This is a genomic window from Enterobacter sp. Acro-832, assembly GCF_011752745.1.
In the GTDB taxonomy this organism is placed as follows: domain Bacteria; phylum Pseudomonadota; class Gammaproteobacteria; order Enterobacterales; family Enterobacteriaceae; genus Enterobacter; species Enterobacter quasiroggenkampii.
Window position 1 is genome coordinate 1,347,072 of the sequence record NZ_VWWX01000001.1, and the last position, 19,395, is coordinate 1,366,466.

Genomic DNA, 19,395 nt, shown 5'->3' on the forward strand with positions numbered 1-19,395 from the left:
ATTAATGCTCGCGTGCGTGGTTGATGGTGTAGCGTGGGAACTCCACGACCAGATCTTCATCGGTCACCGCAGCCTGGCAGCTTAAGCGGCTGTCTGGCTCCAGACCCCATGCTTTATCCAGCATGTCGTCTTCGTCTTCGGTGCTCTCGGCGAGAGAGTCAAAACCTTCACGCACGATGCAGTGGCAGGTGGTGCAGGCACAGGATTTTTCACAGGCGTGTTCCACTTCGATACCTGCACGCAGGGCAACATCGAGAATGGTTTCACCGGTCTTCGCTTCCAGAACAGCGCCATCCGGACAGAGGTCCGCATGAGGCAAAATTACAATCTTTGGCATATTAAACCTCGTCCACGGACTGGCCTTTCAGCGCGACGCGGACAGATTTGTCCATGCGGCGAGCAGCAAAGTCCTGGGTTTGTTTATCAACGTTTTTAATGGCTTCTTCTATTGCGTCAGCGTCATTACCTTCGGCCACGGCGCTTAAGCGCGCGGCGGCTTCGTCAATCACCTGGCGCTCAGCGGCGCTTAACAGCGCGGCATCGGCAGCGAGCGCGCCGTTCAGGCTCTCCAGCACGCGTGCGGCTTCAACTTTCTGTTCGGCCAGCATACGCGCCTTCACATCCTGCTCGGCGTAGCTCATTGAGTCCTGAATCATGGAGGCGATTTCGCCATCGGTCAGGCCGTAGGACGGCTTCACCTGAATGGACGATTCCACGCCGGTGGATTTTTCCATCGCCGTGACGCTCAGCAGGCCGTCGGCATCCACCTGGAAGGTGACGCGAATATGCGCCCCGCCCGCAGGCAGCGCCGGGATACCGCGCAGCGCAAAGCGCGCCAGAGAACGGCAGTCCTGCACCAGCTCGCGTTCGCCCTGCATCACGTGGATGGACATCGCGGTCTGGCCGTCTTTAAAGGTGGTGAACTCCTGCGCGCGCGCCACCGGAATGGTGGTGTTACGCGGGATCACTTTCTCCACCAGGCCGCCCATGGTTTCTAAGCCCAGCGACAGCGGGATGACGTCCAGCAGCAGCATTTCGCTGTCCGGCTTGTTGCCAACCAGAATATCGGCCTGGATTGCGGCACCTACGGCAACCACTTTGTCCGGGTCGATGGAGGTCAGCGGCGTGCGGCCAAAGAATTCGCCCACGCGCTCGCGCACCAGCGGCACGCGGGTCGAACCGCCCACCATGACTACTTCCAGCACCTCGTTCGTCTCAACGCCCGCATCTTTCAATGCGCGACGGCAGGCCAGTAAGGTGCGTTTCACCAGTGGGGCGATCAGATCGCTGAACTGATCGCGAGAGATCTCACCCTGCCAGCCCGCAACATTGACGGTAACCGTCTGCGCATCGCTCAGGGCGATTTTGGCGTCGATGGCCGCATCCAGCAGTTCACGCTGTACGCGCGCATCGCTGCGATCGCTGATGCCCGCCTGCTCGCGGATGTAGTCCGCCAGCAGATGGTCGAAGTCATCACCGCCCAGTGCGGAATCCCCACCGGTCGCCAGCACTTCAAACACCCCGCGGCTCAGGCGCAGGATAGAGATATCAAACGTCCCGCCGCCGAGATCGTAAACCGCGATCACCCCTTCCTGACCGGAATCGAGGCCGTAGGCAATCGCCGCCGCCGTCGGTTCGTTCAGCAGACGCAGCACGTGCAGACCCGCCAGACGCGCGGCGTCTTTGGTGCCCTGACGCTGTGCATCGTCAAAGTAGGCAGGAACGGTGATCACCACGCCGTCCAGATCGCCACCGAGCGTTGCCGTAGCGCGCTCAGCCAGCGCTTTGAGGATGTCAGCAGAAACACGAATCGGGTTCAGCAGACCGGCCGCGGTCGCAATCATCGGCAGGCCGTTTTCACTGGCCTGCAGTTGATACGGCAGATGCGGATAGCGGGTCTGAATATCGGCCAGCGAGCGGCCCATCATGCGCTTGACGGAGCTGATGGTATTCGCCGGATCGCGCGCGGCATTCGCGCGGGCGTCATAGCCTACCGCGTGACCCTGCTGCTGGTAGTGGACCACGGAAGGCAGCAGATGGCGCCCCTGCTCGTCAGCCAGCGTTTCCGCCTGGCCGCTGCGCACGGTCGCCACGAGGGAATTGGTGGTGCCCAGATCAATACCCACCGCCAGACGACGCTGGTGCGGTGCGGCACTTAAGCCAGGCTCACTAATTTGTAATAAGGCCATAATTGCTTCCGAAATTAAAAATCGAGCAGCTTTTCTTCGAGTTGTTCAGCACTGCTTCGCAGTTTATCGAGAAAACGGAGTTTGCGCACAGTATCTGCCGCCACGTCCCAGGTCTCGTTGTTCAGTTGCTCCACCATCTGCTGATGGCGGGTATCGAACATGCCCTTCACGCGCGTAATAAAGCTTTCCAGACGCGCTTCGTCTTTGGCCTGTTCAATCTCATCGAGCTCTTCGCGAAGCTCCAGCTGCTCCATCAGAAACGCCGTGTCACGCACGGTGTGCTGTTCGCTCGCCAGATCAAAACCGTGGAGCGAGAGCAGATATTCAGCGCGCGCCAGCGGATGGCGCAGCGTCTGCCAGGCCTGGTTGATGGTGGCAGAGTGGGAAACCGCAGCCAGCTGCTCTGCCTGAGTACCGCTCGCGAATTTGTCCGGATGGTACTGACGCTGCAGATCCTGAAAACGGATCGTCAACGCCTGGAGATCAATCGGGTATTGAGCGGGTAGTCCGAAGAGAGTGAAGTAATCCATAACAATCTCAGGGGTAGCCTGTTAAAACAAACCCCACGCGTAGCGGGTAACGCCACGGTGGGGTTTCGGATGACGCGCGGTTAAACGTGGAAGCTTTCGCCGCAACCACACTCGTCTTTGACGTTCGGGTTCGTGAATTTGAACCCTTCGTTCAGGCCTTCTTTAACGAAGTCCAGCTGAGTGCCGTTGAGGAATTGCAGGCTTTTGCCATCGACCACCACCTTCACGCCCTTGTCTTCAAACACGGTGTCGTCAGACGCCGGTTCGTCAACAAACTCCAGTACGTAAGCCATACCAGAACAGCCGGAGGTACGTACGCCCAGTCGCAGGCCAAAGCCTTTACCACGGTTCGCCAGAAAAGAGCTTACTCGCGCGGCAGCGCTGTCGCTAAGGGTAATCGACATACTCAAACCTCAATTATTTTGCTTCACGTTTGCTTTTGTAATCCGCAATGGCGGCTTTGATCGCGTCTTCTGCCAGAATTGAGCAGTGAATTTTCACCGGTGGCAGTTCGAGTTCTTCAGCAATATCCGTGTTCTTGATTGCCTGTGCTTCGTCCAGAGACTTGCCCTTCACCCATTCGGTAACCAGGGAGCTGGACGCAATTGCAGAACCGCAGCCGTAGGTCTTGAAGCGCGCGTCTTCAATGATACCTTCATTGTTGACTTTAATCTGCAACTTCATCACGTCGCCACACGCTGGCGCACCGACCATGCCGCTACCAACAGATTCGTCGCTGTTGTCAAAAGAGCCAACGTTGCGTGGGTTTTCGTAATGATCGATGACTTTTTCGCTGTATGCCATGATTGAATTCTCCTTATGTACCGATTAGTGATGTGACCATTCAATGCTGTTCAGATCCACGCCCTGCTTGAACATTTCCCACAGTGGAGAAAGGTCGCGCAGACGGCCAATGGAGTTGCGAACCAGCTTGATGGTGTAGTCAATCTCTTCTTCGGTAGTGAAACGACCTAAAGAGAAACGGATAGAGCTGTGTGCCAGCTCGTCAGTCATACCCAGCGCACGCAGCACGTAGGATGGCTCAAGGCTTGCAGACGTACAGGCAGAACCGGAAGAAACTGCCAGGTCTTTCAGCGCCATGATCAGCGACTCGCCTTCAACATAGTTGAAGCTGACGTTGAGGATGTTTGGTGCGCCCTGCTCGAGATCGCCGTTCAGATACACTTCTTCCATATCTTTCACGCCGTCCCACAGACGGTTACGCAGCGTGCGCAGGCGTGCCATCTCGGTTTCCATCTCTTCTTTTGCAATGCGGTAGGCTTCGCCCATGCCCACGATCTGGTGAACAGGCAGTGTACCGGAACGCATGCCGCGCTCGTGACCGCCACCGTGCATCTGCGCTTCGATGCGGATACGGGGTTTACGACGAACGTACAGCGCGCCAATCCCTTTCGGGCCATAGATTTTGTGGCCGGAGAAGGACATCAGGTCCACTTTCAGCTGGCTCAGGTCGATAGGCAGTTTGCCCACGCTCTGGGTCGCGTCTACGTGGTAGATGATACCGCGCGCGCGGCACATTTCGCCGATGGTCGCGATGTCTTGTACCACGCCGATTTCGTTGTTGACGTGCATGATGGAGACCAGAATGGTGTCATCACGCATGGCCGCTTCGAGCTCTTTCAGATCGATGATGCCGTTGCTCTGTGGCGCCAGGTAGGTGACTTCATACCCTTCACGCTCCAGCTGACGGCAGGTGTCCAGCACGGCTTTGTGTTCGGTTTTGCTGGTGATGATGTGCTTGCCTTTTTTCTGATAAAAGTTGGCTGCACCTTTGATCGCCAGGTTGTCGGATTCGGTCGCACCGGAGGTGAAAACAATCTCACGCGGGTCGGCACCCACCAGGTCAGCAATCTGATTACGGGCGATATCAACCGCCTCTTCAGCATGCCAGCCAAAACGGTGTGAACGGGAAGCTGGGTTACCAAAGTTTCCGTCCAGGGTCAGACACTGCATCATTTTCTCGGCAACACGCGGGTCCACCGGCGTGGTTGCGGAGTAGTCGAGATAAATCGGTAATTTCATTGCTCTATAAACTCCGTACATCGCTTCAATGCAAGGAATCAGGCAACCGGCTGGATGTACGACCGAGTACACGGGGCGAGTCTTCGCCCCGGCCTGATTCTGAAATACTTATCGTTTTATTACGCGCGTAATTTGACGTCGATAGCGTCCTGCGCGCGGGTGCTGCGTTGGGAATCATGGCCGTGCTGACGGCCCGATACGTCCAGAACTTCCTGGTTATTCACCAGCTCACCGAGGGTGATGTTGTTCAGGAAGCCGGTCAGACGGTCGCTCAGATCGCGCCACAGCGCGTGGGTCAGGCACTTATCGCCGCCCTGGCAGCCGCCTTTACCCTGGCAACGGGTCGCGTCAACGGATTCGTCAACTGCGCTGATCACTTCGCCAACTGCAATACTGCCCGCGTCTTTACCCAGCAGATAACCGCCGCCTGGGCCACGAACGCTGGAAACCAGTCCATTTTTACGCAGTCTGGAGAACAGCTGTTCCAGATAAGAGAGGGAGATCCCTTGTCGTTCAGAAATATCAGCCAACGGAACCGGGCCCGCTTCGGAGTTGAGCGCAACGTCCAGCATCGCGGTCACGGCATAACGCCCTTTAGATGTCAGTCTCATGTCTTACTTAACCTCAAACTCGCCCCTGCCCGGGGTTTTTTATTGTAAAATGGGGTATTGCATAGCAGGGCCAAGTCTGACATTCCTGACTAAAATGGTCAACTATTTACTTGACTGTTTTAGTCAGGTATTTAACCTTCCGTGCCGTTTTTTGTCGGGTGACGCTTCGCGTAGCCGACCGACGGTTTTGTAGGCCGGGCAAGCGAAGCGCCACCCGGCGAACAGACGACACTACTCTTTATTCTTCTGCTCAATCGACGCCAGGATCCCGCGCAGGATGTTCAGCTCCTGGCTTTCCGGACGCGCGCGGGTGAACAGACGGCGCAGCTTATTCATTACCTGACCCGGGTGGCCTTCGCGGATAAAGCCGGTCGAGAGCAGCGTCTGCTCCAGGTGACCGTAGAAACGCTCAAGGTCGTCCACCAGCGGGTAAGCCGTCTCTTCTTTAGGCTCAACCTCTTTTTCCTGCGTTGCCAGCCACGCCATACGCACTTCATAGGCGATAACCTGCACCGCCATCGCCAGGTTCAGCGAGCTGTACTCCGGATTTGCCGCAATCGCGACGTGATAATGACACTTCTGCAGTTCATCGTTGGTCAGGCCAACGCGTTCGCGGCCAAACACCAGTGCAACCGGTGCCTGTTCTGCTTCCGAGACACTTTTCAGGCCGCATTCACGCGGATCGAGCATTGGCCACGGCAGCGTGCGCGAACGCGCGCTGGTACCAACAACGAGGCTGCAGCCAGCCAGCGCTTCGTCAAGAGTATCGACGATCTGGGCATTGCCGATCACGTCGCTGGCCCCGGCCGCCAGCGCGATAGCCTGCGAGTCAGGTTTCACCAGCGGGTTAACCAGCCACAGGTTCGTTAAGCCCATGGTTTTCATAGCGCGGGCAACGGAGCCCATGTTGCCGGTATGCGATGTTTCGACCAGCACAATTCGAATGTTTTGCAGCATAATTTTTAATGTCTGAATTCAGTGTCTGAAGAATATTCGGGCATATTATCATAAACGGGAGACATAATCCGATCCCGCTGCTATACTCTGCGCCGATTTTCCTGTTCTTTAACATCCAGTGAGAGAGACCGATGCATCCGATGCTGACCATCGCCGTGCGCGCAGCGCGCAAGGCGGGTAATGTAATTGCCAAACACTACGAAACGCCAGACTCCGTAGAAACCAGCCAGAAAGGCAGCAATGATTTCGTGACTAACGTCGATAAAGCCGCAGAAGCGATTATTATCGAAACGATCCGCAAATCTTACCCACAGCACACCATCATCACCGAAGAAAGCGGTGAACATGAAGGTACCGATCAGGATGTTCAATGGGTTATCGATCCACTGGATGGCACCACCAACTTCGTCAAACGCCTGCCACACTTCTCTGTGTCTATCGCAGTACGCATTAAAGGCCGTACTGAAGTCGCCGTTGTGTACGATCCAATGCGTAACGAACTGTTCACCGCAACCCGCGGTCAGGGCGCGCAGCTGAACGGCTACCGTCTGCGCTGCAGCAACGCACGCGATCTGGACGGCACCATCCTGGCGACCGGTTTCCCGTTCAAGGCGAAACAGCACGCGACCACCTATATGAATATCCTGGGTAAACTGTTCACCGAATGCGCGGACTTCCGTCGCACCGGTTCTGCTGCGCTGGATCTGGCCTACGTGGCAACCGGCCGCGTTGACGGTTACTTCGAACTCTCACTGAAGCCATGGGATTTTGCTGCGGGCGAGCTGATCGCGCGTGAAGCAGGCGCCATTGTTTGCGACTTCACCGGCGGTCATAACTATATGTCTACCGGCAACATCGTTGCGGGTAACCCACGCGTTGTTAAAGCCATGCTGGCCAACATGCGTGATGAACTGAGCGATGCGCTGAAGCGTTAATCCAGTTTGTTAAGCCCGGTGGCGCTACGCTTACCGGGCCTACAAAATCCCTCTGTACGCTAGAAAGGCCGCAACCCCCTTCCCACCGGTACCGCACTCATCCACATCGTCACCGCCGCCGCCAGCAGAATCATCCCACCCGCCAGCGCAAGCGTGGTCCACCCTATCTGTCGCCACAGCACCGGCGTTTTATTGCCGCTGAGTTTGACCGCCAGCTGACGGAAGCTGTGTACCAGCAGCGCTAAAGACGAAATGGTGAGAGAGGTTCCAGCCGCCATCGCCAGCGCGGACAGCATGCCCCAGCCGAACACGCCGATGACCTTACTGAACAGCAGCACCATGATGGCACCCGAGCACGGGCGCATCCCCATCGAGAGAATAATCATCAGCCGGGCGCGCCAGTCGTCGCCGTTCTGTAATTGTTCCTGCGTGGGCAAATGTTGATGTCCGCAGCCGCAGTGTTCATCATGAACGTGGTGCGGCGTAAAGGTTTTGAATGTCGGTTTTTGCAGCAGCACGCGCAGCTTTTTCAGCGCCCGCCAGCACAGGATCAGCCCCAGCACGCCCACCAGTGCGTAGCTCCCTTTCTCCAGCCAGAAGCTGCTCATGTGCAGCTGGCGCGCCGGAAGCTGCAAAAGTGAAAGCACAACAACGACCAGCGCAATCGCCACGCCGCCCTGCAGCAGCGAGGAGGCCAGCGTCAGGCCGATGCTCGATTTCAGCTTTGACGGATGGGTGGCGAGCCAGGTCGTAATCACGATTTTGCCGTGCCCCGGCCCCAGCGCATGCAGAACGCCATAGACAAAACTGAACGCCAGCAGGGATCCGCCCGCTTTGGTCGGGTTCTCCGCCACCGCCTTCAGCAGTCCGCTCATCTGCTGGTTGACCTCACGCTGCCAGATAATGCTTTTCATCATGACCTGCGGCCAGGCCTGCCACAGCCACAGCGCGCCGCAAACCGCTAACAGCAAAAAGAGCGCCAGCGGCCAGAGATGCAGCCAGCGGCGAGGTTTCCGAACCGGAGAGGAGATCACTGACATTGTAACGTCACCTCCTGTGCGAACTGTTTACCCAATTCCATATCCTCGGGTGGGGCATCGTCCTTGTCGAGTGAGACCGCAAAGTTCAGCATCTCTTCGCTGGGCTTCGGGGTATGAACGCCAATTTTGCAGCTTTTTTGCAGCGCGTCCGGCAGTCGTACGTCGCTGTCTTTGTCATAGCGCATATCAACATAGTAAGTGGGATCAAAAGTGGAAAATGTGTACGTTTGCCCGGCCAGCGGCTGAGGATGCGCCAGCGGAAGCACGAACGTCAGCACCGCCTGGTGCCCTTCACGCGTCATCCCGTATTCCGTTGGTCGGTTCAGAAATTTGACCTTTTGGCCGTTATGCCAGAACTCGGTGAAGTAGTGCTGGCCGAGCACGTTGGCCATTACTTCCGCTGCCAGCTTTTTCCAGATTTCGTCGCCGGGCTTCGCATTTCCCGCGTCATAGAGCAGGTCAGCCGAGGTGATTTCATCCATCGTCCAGCGCATTTTCAGGCCGCTCAGCTGCGTGCCGTCGGTGACCAGCTCGGTTTTGAGGTCAATAAAGCTGTGAGGGTGTGCGCTGGCAGTTAAGCTGATAACCGCCAAAAATAACGCCATCGCACATTGTTTAACTGTTTGCATCAATTCCTCACGTCAAAAATTCTGTGATGTTCCCCAGCAATCCTGAATGAAAGGCCTGCCGGCGCGCTTTTCAGCGCTCATCCTTTAGCTATTCTTATCAAACATTCACACTGGATACCCGACAGATGATGACGACGCTTGAAATTCCATCTGTGCTTTCCAGTTCGCAGCGCCGCTGCCAGGTGCTTTTGATGCTTTACCTGCCCGATGCTGCCGTCACCGCACAGAGCATAATCGCTGCCAACGGCGTGGACGACGCGATGGCACGGCAAGATATAGCCGAGACGCGCGATGAAATCCAGCGCTATCACCGGCTGGATATCGTTACGCACCACGACGGCTGCTACCGGATTGAAGGCACAGCCCTGAATCAGCGTTTATGCCTGCTGCACTGGCTGCGCCGGGCGCTACGGCTTTGCCCGCAGTTCGTCTCGCACCAGTTTACCCCCGCATTAAAAACCGCGCTTAAACAACACGGCATCGCGCGCCCGCTTTACGACGATGCGAACCTGCGGGCGCTGATCGGCTTCTGCTCACGCAAGCTCCAGCGCCAGTTTGAATGCCGCGACGTCCAGTTTTTACAGCTCTATCTGCAATACTGCCTTATTCAGCACCAGCTCGGGAATACGCCGCAGTTTTCCCACGTTCAGCGCAGCTGGACCCAGTCGAGGGGGGAGTATTTTACAGCGCAGGAGATCGTGCGCCACTGGAGACGGCGCGTCCCGCAGGGTGCCCACGGGGATGAACAGCTGTTTCTGGCGCTGCTGTTTATGATGCTCCGCACGCCCGATCCGGTGCTTGATAAGCACCAGCAGGACCAGCGTCTGCGCCGGGCCATCGTGCGCATGGTGGCCCGCTTTCGTTCGCAGACCGGGATGAACTTCAGCGATGAACAAGGGCTGACCGATCAGCTGTATATCCATCTGGCTCAGGCGCTGGACCGTTCGCTGTTTGAGATTGGCATCGACAACAGCCTGCCGGAGGAGATCCACCGCCTTTATCCTCGGCTGTTACGTACCACGAAAGAGGCGCTGTTTGAGCTGGAGGCGGAATTCGGGCTGCGTTTTTCCGACGAAGAGATGAGCCTCGTGGCGGTGATTTTTGGGGCCTGGCTGATGCAGGAGACCGACCTGCATGAAAAACAGGTGATCCTGCTGACGGGAGACGATAAAGCCAGTGAGGAACAGATCGAACAGCAGCTTCGCGAGTTGACGCTGCTGCCGCTCAACATTCGCTATCTGACGCTACAGGCTTTCCAGAAAGAGGGGGCACCGCGCGAAGCCGCGCTGGTTATCACCCCCTACCCGACTGCCCTGCCGCTGTTCTCGCCGCCGCTGATCCATGCCGTTGAGACACTGAACGCGCAGCAGCAAGAACATATTCGCGCCATGCTAGAATCATAGCGACGCGCGTGCGGCCACTTTCGGTCGAACAAACATTGCCGGTAGCGCCACCAGAGCCATTACCCAGAACACGCCATGCCCCAGATGCTGGTAGAGGAACCCTGCAAAGACCGTCATGATCGCGATACTGCCCCCCATTGCCACTGCCGAATAGACGGCCTGCAGGCGAATCACGTCCCCGCCCTCGCGTGCAGCGATATAGCGCATGGCCGCCAGATGGCACACGGTAAAGGTGCCGCAGTGAAGAATTTGCGCCACAATCAGCCACGGCAGATCGGTCGTCCAGCCCATAATCCCCCAGCGCGCCACGCCGCACACGGCGGAAAGGAGCAGCAGGTCACGCGCGCCAAAGCGGCGGAACAGTTTTTTGCTCAGGGCAAAGATAATGACTTCGGCCACCACGCCCAGCGACCACAGATAGCCCACGGCGGAAGCGGAATATCCTGCGCCTTGCCAGTAGATGGCGCTGAAACCATAGTACGCCGCATGTGCCCCCTGAAGGAGGCACACGCACGCCAGAAAACGCCAGCTCTGTGCGACCAGGCTCCGCCATGCGGGCCAGCCAGCGCTCTCCTGATGGCGGCTTTCCCCTTGCGGCATCACCGATGGTCGCAGCAGCATGCCCAGCAGCATCGAGGCAATACCGATGCTCAACAGGGCAAGAATGGCGCGGTAATCGTACAGGCTGACCAGTTTGCCCACCAGCGCCGAGCCAATCACAAAGGCGATAGAGCCCCACAGGCGCACGCGACCGTAGTCCATGGTGATCTGCTTTTGCCAGGTGTTCGCCAGGGCATCCGTTAAAGGCACCAGCGGTGAGAAGAACAGGTTAAAGCCGACCATCACCACCATCAGCCAGGCAAACTGGTGGCTGACCCAGAAGCAGGCCACAAAGACCAGGGTCAGCAGAGCAAGAATACGCACGGCCTTGATCAGTAAGGAGGGATCGCTGACGCGCGGAGCGATCAGCAGGCTGCCGAGGAAACGCGCCACCAGCCCGGCTCCCAGCAGGACGCCGATGGTCTCGGGCGTCAGGCCGATACCCTTAAGCCAGACGCTCCAGAAAGGCAGAAAAATGCCGTAGCTAAAGAAATAGGTGAAATAACTGAGCGCCAGCCAGCGCGTGGAATGCAAGACCATGAATCCCTCCCGAAATCGAGGCCATAGTCTGGCGAGAATATAAAAATTAAGCAAGTAGATAGCCTGCTATAAATTAACGAAAATTTAACATCTTGTGCAATCGTCTGGCTTATGGCAGGGAATGAAAATATGTATTACGTTTAAATTACTCCACTTGCAGAGGTTTTTCTGCCATGAACTCACTACGTTATCTCGATTTCGGCCAGTCACGTCACCTGCTGCTGCTCATTGGCCGCATCGCACTTGTCGTGCTGTTTATTATCTTTGGTTATCCAAAACTGACGGGGTTTAGCGGCACCGTACAATACATGACCTCGCTGGGCACGCCGATGCCCATGCTGGCGGCCATTATTGCGGTAGTCATGGAAGTGCCTGCCGCCATTCTGATCGTACTGGGGTTTTTCACCCGTCCTCTCGCGGTACTGTTTGTGTTCTACACCCTCGGAACGGCGGTGATTGGGCATCACTACTGGGATATGACCGGCGATGCGGTCGTACCGAATATGATTAACTTCTACAAGAACGTCAGTATTGCTGGCGCCTTTATTTTGCTGGCGATTGTGGGGCCAGGCGCCATCTCCCTGGACCGGCGTTAGCCATAAAAAAAGGCCGCATGCGCGGCCTTTTTTATTTCTGCAAAGCAGAGGAATTATGCGTAAACCGGGAAGCGTGCGCAGATATCCAGAACTTTACCTTTGACGCGCTCGATAACCGCTTCGTCATTGATGTTGTCCAGAACGTCACACATCCAGCCAGCCAGCTCTTTCACTTCTGCTTCTTTGAAGCCGCGGCGAGTCACGGCCGGAGAACCGATACGGATACCGGACGTCACGAACGGGCTCTTCGGATCGTTTGGCACGCTGTTTTTGTTTACGGTGATGTTGGCGCGGCCCAGGGCTGCGTCAGCTTCTTTACCGGTCAGGTTCTTATCAACCAGATCCAGCAGGAACAGGTGGTTTTCAGTCCCGCCAGATACCACTTTGTAGCCACGGTTCAGGAACACTTCCACCATCGCTTTGGCGTTCTTAGCAACCTGCTGCTGGTAAACCTTGAACTCTGGCTCCATCGCTTCTTTCAGCGCGACCGCTTTTGCCGCGATAACGTGCATCAGTGGGCCACCCTGCGCGCTTGGGAACACCGCAGAGTTCAGTTTTTTGTACAGCTCTTCGTCACCGCCTTTCGCCAGGATCAGGCCACCGCGTGGACCCGCCAGGGTTTTGTGGGTGGTGGTGGTCACAACGTGAGCGTGTGGAACCGGGTTCGGGTAAACGCCTGCAGCGATCAGACCCGCAACGTGCGCCATGTCAACGAACAGGTAAGCACCGATGCTGTCTGCGATTTCGCGCATTTTTGCCCAGTCAACGATACCGGAGTAAGCAGAGAACCCACCGATGATCATCTTCGGTTTGTGCTCTTTAGCCTGCTTCGCCATGTCTTCGTAGTCAATTTTGCCGGACTCATCAATACCGTAAGGGATGATGTTGTACAGTTTGCCGGAGAAGTTAACCGGGGAGCCGTGAGTCAGGTGGCCGCCCTGCGCCAGGTTCATACCCAGAACGGTATCGCCCGGCTGCAGCAGCGCGGTGTAGACCGCGAAGTTAGCCTGAGAGCCAGAGTGCGGCTGGACGTTTGCATAGTCAGCGCCAAAAAGTTCTTTCGCACGATCGATAGCCAGCTGCTCAACGATATCAACGTACTCGCAACCGCCGTAATAGCGTTTGCCCGGGTAACCTTCAGCGTATTTGTTGGTCAGCTGAGAACCCTGCGCCTGCATAACGCGCGGGCTGGTGTAGTTTTCGGAGGCGATCAGTTCGATGTGCTCTTCCTGACGTACTTTTTCCTGCTCCATAGCCTGCCACAGTTCGGCATCATAATCGGCAATGTTCATTTCACGCTTTAACATCCGCATCTCCTGACTCAGCTAACAAGTAAATTTTGGCCTGAAAAGGCAGTCCTGTTGGACGACGGGCAACAGTATAACTGATTAGTTCTGTGATAACAGGTCTTGACAAACGATTTTACGCAAACGTTTTCCTACCCGCCACGCAAGGGTTTGAGGAATAAAGATCTCGCCCTTTCCAGCGGATTTCTTTTCAGGTTTGTGATGCATATTTTTCATCTTGCAAAGAACCATTTACAACGCAGGGGTATTTTTTATAAGATGCATTTAAAATACATCATTAAAGTGACATCAAAAGGACGCGCTCATGCTCGACGCTCAAACCATCGCTACCGTAAAAGCCACCATTCCCCTGCTGGTGCAAACCGGCCCTAAACTCACCGCCCATTTCTACGATCGCATGTTCACGCACAACCCGGAGCTCAAAGAGATTTTCAACATGAGCAACCAGCGTAACGGCGATCAGCGTGAAGCACTGTTCAACGCCATCGCGGCGTACGCCAGCAATATTGAAAACCTGCCAGCGTTGCTGCCTGCGGTGGAAAAAATCGCGCAGAAACATACCAGCTTCCAGATCCAACCCGAGCAGTACGACATCGTGGGTGGTCACCTGCTGGCAACCCTGGACGAAATGTTCAGCCCGGGCCAGGAGGTGCTGGACGCGTGGGGTAAAGCCTACGGGGTGCTGGCAAACGTGTTTATCAACCGTGAAGCGCAGATCTACAGCGAAAACGCCAGTAAGAACGGCGGCTGGGAAGGCACGCGCGCGTTCCGCATCGTTGAGAAAACGCCGCGCAGCGCGTTAATCACCAGCTTCGAGTTTGAGCCGGTGGACGGTCAACCGGTGGCCGATTACCAGCCAGGGCAGTATCTGGGCGTGTGGCTGAAGCCTGAAGGTTTCCCGCATCAGGAGATCCGTCAGTATTCTCTTACCCGCAAGCCAAACGGTAAAGGCTACCGCATTGCGGTGAAGCGTGAGGACGGCGGTCAGGTTTCCAACTGGCTGCACAACGAAGCGAACGTGGGCGACGTGGTCCATCTGGCCGCGCCAGCGGGCGACTTCTTTATGGCCGTTGAAGCCCATACGCCGGTCACGCTGATCTCTGCGGGCGTCGGCCAGACGCCGATGCTGGCGATGCTCGATACGCTGGCAAAATCACACCACGGTGCACAGGTTAACTGGTTCCATGCCGCCGAAAACGGCGACGTGCACGCCTTTGCGGATGAGGTGAAAACGCTCGGGGCCTCCCTGCCACGTTTCACCGCGCACACCTGGTATCGCCTGCCGACGGAAGCAGACCGCGCAGCTGCCCGCTTTGACAGCGAAGGTCTGATGAATTTAAGCCAGATGGAAGGGGCGTTTAGCGCGCCGGACATGCAGTTCTACGTCTGCGGGCCGGTGGCGTTTATGCAGTATGCCGCGCAGCAGTTGGTGGGGCTGGGTGTGAACAAAGACAGCATTCATTACGAGTGCTTCGGCCCGCATAAGGTGCTGTAATCGCCCGGCGGCGCTTCGCTTGCGCGGGCCTACGAAGAGTTTTGTAGGCCGGGTAAGCGCAGCGCCACCCGGCAAGAACGTTAAATCGCGGCGTCGTCTTCTTCGCCGGTACGGATACGGATCACGCGCGCCACGTCAAAGACGAAGATTTTACCGTCGCCAATTTTGCCGGTTTGCGCCGTGCGGATAATGGTGTCCACGCAGGTGTCCACGATATCGTCGCTGACCACGATTTCAATTTTCACTTTCGGCAGAAAGTCGACCATGTATTCTGCGCCACGGTAAAGCTCGGTGTGACCTTTCTGACGACCAAAACCTTTCACTTCCGTCACGGTCATCCCGGTGATGCCGACTTCCGCCAGCGCTTCACGCACATCATCCAGTTTGAAAGGTTTAATAATCGCATCAATCTTTTTCATGGTGGGTCCTTAAACTCTTGCCTGTAAGCTGCCTCGTAATCGATTGCTCACAGTACCATATTCAGGCGAATTTTGCGGTACTACTCTTTAAAATCGTTCGCTTCCAGCTCGTGACGCGAGAGCAGCTTGTAAAACTCGGTGCGGTTGCGCCCGGCCATCCGCGCCGCGTGGGTCACGTTGCCTTTGGTGATCTGCAGCAGCTTGCGCAGATAGTTCAGCTCAAACTGGTTACGCGCTTCGGCAAAGGTCGGCAGCGCCGTGTTTTCCCCTTCCAGCGCCTGCTCCACCAGCGCGTCGCTGATGACCGGTGAGGAGGTCAGCGCCACGCACTGCTCAATCACGTTGACCAGCTGACGCACGTTACCCGGCCAGCTTGCGGCCATCAGCCGCTTCATCGCATCGGTGGAAAACGCGCGCACGAACGGTTTATGACGATCGGCCGCCTGACGCAAAAGATGGTTCGCCAGCAGCGGGATGTCTTCCGCACGTTCGGCCAGCGCCGGGATCTTCAGGTTGACCACGTTCAGACGGTAGTAGAGATCTTCGCGAAACTCGTTGCGGGCCATCACTTTTGGCAGATCGCGGTGGGTAGCGGAGATAATTCGCACGTTAATATCGATATCGCGGTTGCTGCCCAGCGGGCGCACTTTGCGCTCCTGCAGCACGCGCAGCAGCTTGACCTGCAGCGGCGCAGGCATGTCGCCAATCTCGTCCAGGAACAGCGTGCCGCCTTCCGCCGCCTGGAACAGCCCTTCACGGCTGCTTACCGCGCCGGTGAATGCGCCGCGGGCGTGACCAAACAGTTCGGATTCAAGCAGCTGTTCCGGAAGCGCGCCGCAGTTAATCGCAATAAAGGCGTTCTTGCTGCGCGGGCTGGCGTTATGAATCGCCTGCGCGAGGATCTCTTTCCCGGTTCCGCTCTGGCCGTTGATGAGCACGCTGACGTCAGACTGCGCCACCATCCTCGCCTGTTCCAGCAGGCGCAGCATCACGGGGCTGCGGGTGACGATAGGCTCCCGCCACGCTTCATCCCCCGCCGGAGCGGCATGTTCCAGCGCGCTGTCGATAGCCTTATACAGCGCATCTTTGTCCACCGGCTTGGTCAGGAAGCTGAATACCCCCTGCTGCGTCGCGGCAACCGCATCCGGGATCGACCCGTGCGCGGTCAGGATAATCACGGGCATCCCCGGCTGCTGCTTCTGGATCTCCGCAAACAGCTGCAGGCCGTCCATTTCATCCATCCGCAGGTCGCTTATCACCAGATCGATTTTCTCGCGGCTGAGAATTTTCAGCCCCTCCAGCCCGCTTTCCGCGGTCACGACGCTGTAGCCTTCACTCACCAGACGCATCCCCAGCAGCTTTAACAGACCGGGATCGTCATCCACCAGTAAGAGATGGGCTGGTTTACGGCTCGTCATGCTTCACATCCTCTTGTTTCGGCGTATCGCTGTCCGGCGCAGCGGATGAACTCCCCGGCTGATATTTACGCGACGAGAGCTGTCTTTCGATATCGGTCAGGTTCTCCAGCTTACGCGTCGTGGTATCCAGTTGCGTACGTAAATGTTGCTGCTGTTGGCGCAGTGTATCAAGCTCGCTATCGGTTGACTGTTGCAGCTTGCTGTAGCGAGAGCGCTCTTCAGAAAGCTGAAGCTGTAGCGTCTGTCCCTCGCGCCAGAGCTGGTATACCGGGCGGATCTGTACCGGAAGATTGACCACAAACGTGTCCAGTCGGGTCACGTTGGCGCGGCGTTCAACGGGAGTGATTTTCGCATCCGCCAGCAAAATCCCACGCTTGAACGCGTCCTGCCAGGTATCATCATCCAGCATCGCCGCTTTCGCGCGGGCATCAACCGGCGCCAGACGCTGGGCGCAATCTATCCCGCGCAGCCAGAACAGCGGGTTACTTTCGACGTCATGGCCTGAGAGGTTCCAGATGTCGTCACAGCGGGTTGAGAGGAAATCAGCCAGCTGGTTATCGGGCCATTTATCTTCTTGTTTATCGCTAATCGCACTTTGCGGCACATGGGAAACACACCCAGCCAGAAATAAACAGGGCAGGCTCAGGCGAAGCGTGCTGCGGGAAAACACCGCGCGTACGGCGCGGGAAAAGACGTGTGACATACTCACCAGACATAGATTCATTTTATTGATTTTTCCGGCTCAGGGGCAGTTCAATACGGAAGCAAACATCCGAACGTTCGTCCGTGGCAATGTTTAGCTCACCCTGCATGCGTCGTATGCAGTCCCGGGCGATGCTTAAGCCCAGACCACTGCCTTTCACCGCACCTTTCCGCTGATGACTCCCCTGGAAAAAGGGCTCGAAGATCATGGTTTTTTCGTCATCGGGGATCGGGGTGCCGGTGTTAGCGACGTCTATAAACACCCGGGAACCCTTCGTATAGCTTCGGATATAAATGTTACCGGATTCAGTACCATAGTGCACCGCATTGGAATAAAGATTATCCAGCACGCTCATTAGCAGCATGGGTTCAGCGAGACAGGTCGGCGCATTCAGCTCTACACCGGTATGCATCATTTTAGCTCTTGCTGGCAAGCTATGGGCGGAGATCACCATATCCACCAGCGGTTCAATGTCGACGTTTTCCAGTACAACCGCCCCGTCAGCCAGCTTGCGGTTGTAATCCAGCAGTTGCTCAATCAGCTTCTGCAGATTGCGGCTGCTGTTATCCAGGATCTCGACAATTTCTTTCTGTTCGGGCGTAAGCGGCCCTGCCACTTCGTCCGCCAGCAGTTCCGTCCCTTCGCGCATGCTGGCCAGCGGCGTTTTAAGCTCATGGGAGATATGGCGCAGGAACTGATGACGCTGTGATTCAAGCCACGCCAGGCGCTCGGACAGCCAGATAATACGCTGACCCACCGATCGCAGTTCCCGGGGACCTTTAAAAGCGACCGTATCACCCAGTGATTTTCCCTCCCCCAGGCGGTTGATCATCCGCTGGATCCCCTTCACCGGGCCGATGATCATGCGGGTAAAGAGCAGAACCAGCCCGAGGCTCACGAGGAACAGCACCAGCGCCTGCCAGCCGAAGAACTGGCCGCGCTCGGCGATCTCCTGCTGAAGCTGCTGGCCGCGAGAGAAAATCACCGTGCGGGTTGACTGCACCATCTCGGTGTTCGCGTTGGCGAAGGCTTCCAGGCGCGCGGCGGCGGCGGCATCCGGGCCGCTGTTACTACACTGCAGCTGCGCGAGGTCGTTCAGATCCTGACGCAACGCCTGATACAGCTTGTCGTCAGGCAATACGCCGGCGTGGGCATCCAGCATTTCGCTGTAGCGCTTGCGCTGACTCTGGTACACCTTTTCCAGCGTGCGATCGTCAAGCACGCAGTACTGACGATAGCTGCGCTCCATCTCAAGGGCGGCGTTGGTCATGGCCTCACTGCGCCGGGCGTCAATGAGCGTCGTGCGGTTGGTTAATGCCGCCTGCGCGCTCAGCGCGTTCAGGCTTTGCCACGCCTGCCAGGCAAGGATCAGCAACGGCAGCAGGATCAGCAGAAAGGCCATCATGACGAGCTGTCGCAGGGAGCGGGGAAAAACGGGCCAGCGTTTCAACGCATTACTCTCTTAATGGGGTTTACGCAGAGCGTAACTGAGTCTGCCCTTCAGATACAACAAAGCCGGGTAAAAACCCGGCTTTGTCATGGAATGAGGCGGTGCCTAACTCGACGTTTCGCCCTGGCCTGATAAAGCATCGCTATGATCAGTAGTTGGACGGCAGGCACCTTTTTGTGCGTCATTCGAAGTTTATGTAGCACGTCCCGAAGGGGCTGACATAAGAAGGTGAATGAGCCACTGGTTAACATTATGCAACACCCGTGCCAGAATGCAAAACAAAAAATTAACACCTTGAAATATATGATCTTTGCTCGTTTAACCCGTTCGTTATCGGTTGAATGATTTTCAGGCTAAGTGTCGCTGTTCAGCAACACCTTAACGGGAACCTTTCCTACCACATATAAATCAATAGGTTAAATGTCTCCTTTTGGAGACACTCAAACCAGAGGGTTGTCGCGATTTTGCGACAGAGACAAAAAAGCCCGGTGGCGCTTGCGCTCACCGGGCCTACAGTCAAGACGCTGAAA

General features: G+C 56.7%; 20 protein-coding genes. 4 read left to right on the forward strand and 16 right to left on the reverse strand.

Annotated features, from left to right (window positions below; all coding sequences use genetic code 11):
• Position 1: 1 nt before the first annotated feature.
• The 8 genes from fdx to trmJ all read right to left on the reverse strand — a co-directional run bounded on the left by fdx (position 2) and on the right by trmJ (position 6,330).
• Complete coding sequence (gene fdx / locus F3J31_RS06160) at positions 2–337, reverse strand: ISC system 2Fe-2S type ferredoxin (protein WP_003860652.1); 336 nt, start codon at positions 335–337, stop codon at positions 2–4.
• 1 nt (position 338) lies between these two features.
• The gene (hscA, locus tag F3J31_RS06165; protein WP_167211946.1) at positions 339–2,189 is read right to left on the reverse strand and encodes a Fe-S protein assembly chaperone HscA; all 1,851 of its coding nucleotides are present in this window, start codon (positions 2,187–2,189) and stop codon (positions 339–341) included.
• Positions 2,190–2,203: 14 nt separating this feature from the next.
• Positions 2,204–2,719, reverse strand: coding sequence for a co-chaperone HscB (gene hscB / locus F3J31_RS06170; RefSeq protein WP_024908642.1), 516 nt, complete (start codon positions 2,717–2,719; stop codon positions 2,204–2,206).
• Positions 2,720–2,799: 80 nt separating this feature from the next.
• Positions 2,800–3,123, reverse strand: coding sequence for an iron-sulfur cluster assembly protein IscA (gene iscA, locus F3J31_RS06175; RefSeq protein ID WP_003860659.1), 324 nt, complete (start codon positions 3,121–3,123; stop codon positions 2,800–2,802).
• 13 nt (positions 3,124–3,136) lie between these two features.
• Entirely contained in the window at positions 3,137–3,523 is a 387-nt protein-coding gene (gene iscU, locus F3J31_RS06180) for a Fe-S cluster assembly scaffold IscU (RefSeq protein WP_003860661.1), read from the reverse strand.
• A gap of 24 nt (positions 3,524–3,547) precedes the next feature.
• The gene (iscS, locus tag F3J31_RS06185; protein WP_008502157.1) at positions 3,548–4,762 is read right to left on the reverse strand and encodes a cysteine desulfurase; all 1,215 of its coding nucleotides are present in this window, start codon (positions 4,760–4,762) and stop codon (positions 3,548–3,550) included.
• A 119-nt stretch (positions 4,763–4,881) separates the two neighbouring features.
• On the reverse strand, positions 4,882–5,373 hold the full coding sequence (gene iscR, locus F3J31_RS06190) for a Fe-S cluster assembly transcriptional regulator IscR (protein ID WP_045399615.1): 492 nt from the start codon (positions 5,371–5,373) through the stop codon (positions 4,882–4,884).
• 231 nt (positions 5,374–5,604) lie between these two features.
• A complete protein-coding gene (trmJ, locus tag F3J31_RS06195; protein WP_008502159.1) occupies positions 5,605–6,330 on the reverse strand; it encodes a tRNA (cytosine(32)/uridine(32)-2'-O)-methyltransferase TrmJ in 726 nt (241 codons plus the stop codon).
• Between the two features lie 131 nt (positions 6,331–6,461).
• On the opposite strand from trmJ, the gene suhB reads away from it, so the two are divergent.
• Entirely contained in the window at positions 6,462–7,265 is an 804-nt protein-coding gene (suhB, locus tag F3J31_RS06200; RefSeq protein WP_003860668.1) for an inositol-1-monophosphatase, read from the forward strand.
• Positions 7,266–7,324: 59 nt separating this feature from the next.
• On the opposite strand, the gene F3J31_RS06205 is transcribed toward suhB, so the two are convergent.
• Complete coding sequence (locus tag F3J31_RS06205) at positions 7,325–8,305, reverse strand: nickel/cobalt transporter (RefSeq protein ID WP_167211949.1); 981 nt, start codon at positions 8,303–8,305, stop codon at positions 7,325–7,327.
• The gene (locus F3J31_RS06210) at positions 8,296–8,934 is read right to left on the reverse strand and encodes a DUF1007 family protein (protein ID WP_167211952.1); all 639 of its coding nucleotides are present in this window, start codon (positions 8,932–8,934) and stop codon (positions 8,296–8,298) included. Before F3J31_RS06210 ends, F3J31_RS06205 begins: the two co-directional genes overlap by 10 nt.
• 125 nt (positions 8,935–9,059) lie before the next feature.
• On the opposite strand from F3J31_RS06210, the gene csiE reads away from it, so the two are divergent.
• Positions 9,060–10,337: a stationary phase inducible protein CsiE gene (csiE, locus tag F3J31_RS06215; RefSeq protein WP_126534752.1), complete on the forward strand. Its 1,278-nt coding sequence runs from the start codon at positions 9,060–9,062 to the stop codon at positions 10,335–10,337.
• On the opposite strand, the gene F3J31_RS06220 is transcribed toward csiE, so the two are convergent.
• The gene (locus tag F3J31_RS06220) at positions 10,332–11,477 is read right to left on the reverse strand and encodes a 3-phenylpropionate MFS transporter (RefSeq protein WP_167211955.1); all 1,146 of its coding nucleotides are present in this window, start codon (positions 11,475–11,477) and stop codon (positions 10,332–10,334) included. The two genes, csiE and F3J31_RS06220, sit on opposite strands and share 6 nt — an antisense overlap.
• Before the next feature lie 173 nt (positions 11,478–11,650).
• Between F3J31_RS06220 and F3J31_RS06225 the strand changes: the two genes are divergently transcribed.
• Positions 11,651–12,073, forward strand: coding sequence for a DoxX family protein (locus F3J31_RS06225; RefSeq protein ID WP_008502164.1), 423 nt, complete (start codon positions 11,651–11,653; stop codon positions 12,071–12,073).
• 53 nt (positions 12,074–12,126) lie between these two features.
• Here F3J31_RS06225 and glyA read toward each other — a convergent pair whose 3' ends face one another.
• Positions 12,127–13,380, reverse strand: a complete 1,254-nt coding sequence (glyA, locus tag F3J31_RS06230; protein ID WP_008502165.1) for a serine hydroxymethyltransferase — start codon at positions 13,378–13,380, stop codon at positions 12,127–12,129.
• A 304-nt stretch (positions 13,381–13,684) separates the two neighbouring features.
• On the opposite strand from glyA, the gene hmpA reads away from it, so the two are divergent.
• Positions 13,685–14,875 (forward strand): NO-inducible flavohemoprotein, encoded by a 1,191-nt coding sequence (gene hmpA, locus F3J31_RS06235; RefSeq protein WP_167211958.1) that lies wholly within the window; start codon positions 13,685–13,687, stop codon positions 14,873–14,875.
• A gap of 80 nt (positions 14,876–14,955) precedes the next feature.
• On the opposite strand, the gene glnB is transcribed toward hmpA, so the two are convergent.
• The 4 genes from glnB to qseE form a co-directional block, all read right to left on the reverse strand.
• A complete protein-coding gene (glnB, locus tag F3J31_RS06240; RefSeq protein WP_003860685.1) occupies positions 14,956–15,294 on the reverse strand; it encodes a nitrogen regulatory protein P-II in 339 nt (112 codons plus the stop codon).
• Between the two features lie 80 nt (positions 15,295–15,374).
• A complete protein-coding gene (gene glrR / locus F3J31_RS06245) occupies positions 15,375–16,712 on the reverse strand; it encodes a two-component system response regulator GlrR (protein WP_045908542.1) in 1,338 nt (445 codons plus the stop codon).
• Complete coding sequence (gene qseG / locus F3J31_RS06250; protein WP_023325881.1) at positions 16,699–17,436, reverse strand: two-component system QseEF-associated lipoprotein QseG; 738 nt, start codon at positions 17,434–17,436, stop codon at positions 16,699–16,701. The genes glrR and qseG overlap by 14 nt, the downstream gene beginning before the upstream one ends.
• Before the next feature lies 1 nt (position 17,437).
• Positions 17,438–18,865 (reverse strand): two component system sensor histidine kinase QseE/GlrK, encoded by a 1,428-nt coding sequence (qseE, locus tag F3J31_RS06255; protein ID WP_167211961.1) that lies wholly within the window; start codon positions 18,863–18,865, stop codon positions 17,438–17,440.
• Positions 18,866–19,395 lie beyond the last annotated feature (530 nt).

Bases quoted from the DNA above. Each gene is read 5' to 3' on its own strand.
- fdx (WP_003860652.1), bottom strand. From the start codon at position 337: ATGCCAAAGATTGTAATTTTGCCTCATGCGGACCTCTGTCCGGATGGC.
- hscA (WP_167211946.1), bottom strand. From the start codon at position 2,189: ATGGCCTTATTACAAATTAGTGAGCCTGGCTTAAGTGCCGCACCGCAC.
- hscB (WP_024908642.1), bottom strand. From the start codon at position 2,719: ATGGATTACTTCACTCTCTTCGGACTACCCGCTCAATACCCGATTGAT.
- iscA (WP_003860659.1), bottom strand. From the start codon at position 3,123: ATGTCGATTACCCTTAGCGACAGCGCTGCCGCGCGAGTAAGCTCTTTT.
- iscU (WP_003860661.1), bottom strand. From the start codon at position 3,523: ATGGCATACAGCGAAAAAGTCATCGATCATTACGAAAACCCACGCAAC.
- iscS (WP_008502157.1), bottom strand. From the start codon at position 4,762: ATGAAATTACCGATTTATCTCGACTACTCCGCAACCACGCCGGTGGAC.
- iscR (WP_045399615.1), bottom strand. From the start codon at position 5,373: ATGAGACTGACATCTAAAGGGCGTTATGCCGTGACCGCGATGCTGGAC.
- trmJ (WP_008502159.1), bottom strand. From the start codon at position 6,330: ATGCTGCAAAACATTCGAATTGTGCTGGTCGAAACATCGCATACCGGC.
- suhB (WP_003860668.1), top strand. From the start codon at position 6,462: ATGCATCCGATGCTGACCATCGCCGTGCGCGCAGCGCGCAAGGCGGGT.
- F3J31_RS06205 (WP_167211949.1), bottom strand. From the start codon at position 8,305: ATGTCAGTGATCTCCTCTCCGGTTCGGAAACCTCGCCGCTGGCTGCAT.
- F3J31_RS06210 (WP_167211952.1), bottom strand. From the start codon at position 8,934: ATGCAAACAGTTAAACAATGTGCGATGGCGTTATTTTTGGCGGTTATC.
- csiE (WP_126534752.1), top strand. From the start codon at position 9,060: ATGATGACGACGCTTGAAATTCCATCTGTGCTTTCCAGTTCGCAGCGC.
- F3J31_RS06220 (WP_167211955.1), bottom strand. From the start codon at position 11,477: ATGGTCTTGCATTCCACGCGCTGGCTGGCGCTCAGTTATTTCACCTAT.
- F3J31_RS06225 (WP_008502164.1), top strand. From the start codon at position 11,651: ATGAACTCACTACGTTATCTCGATTTCGGCCAGTCACGTCACCTGCTG.
- glyA (WP_008502165.1), bottom strand. From the start codon at position 13,380: ATGTTAAAGCGTGAAATGAACATTGCCGATTATGATGCCGAACTGTGG.
- hmpA (WP_167211958.1), top strand. From the start codon at position 13,685: ATGCTCGACGCTCAAACCATCGCTACCGTAAAAGCCACCATTCCCCTG.
- glnB (WP_003860685.1), bottom strand. From the start codon at position 15,294: ATGAAAAAGATTGATGCGATTATTAAACCTTTCAAACTGGATGATGTG.
- glrR (WP_045908542.1), bottom strand. From the start codon at position 16,712: ATGACGAGCCGTAAACCAGCCCATCTCTTACTGGTGGATGACGATCCC.
- qseG (WP_023325881.1), bottom strand. From the start codon at position 17,436: ATGAATCTATGTCTGGTGAGTATGTCACACGTCTTTTCCCGCGCCGTA.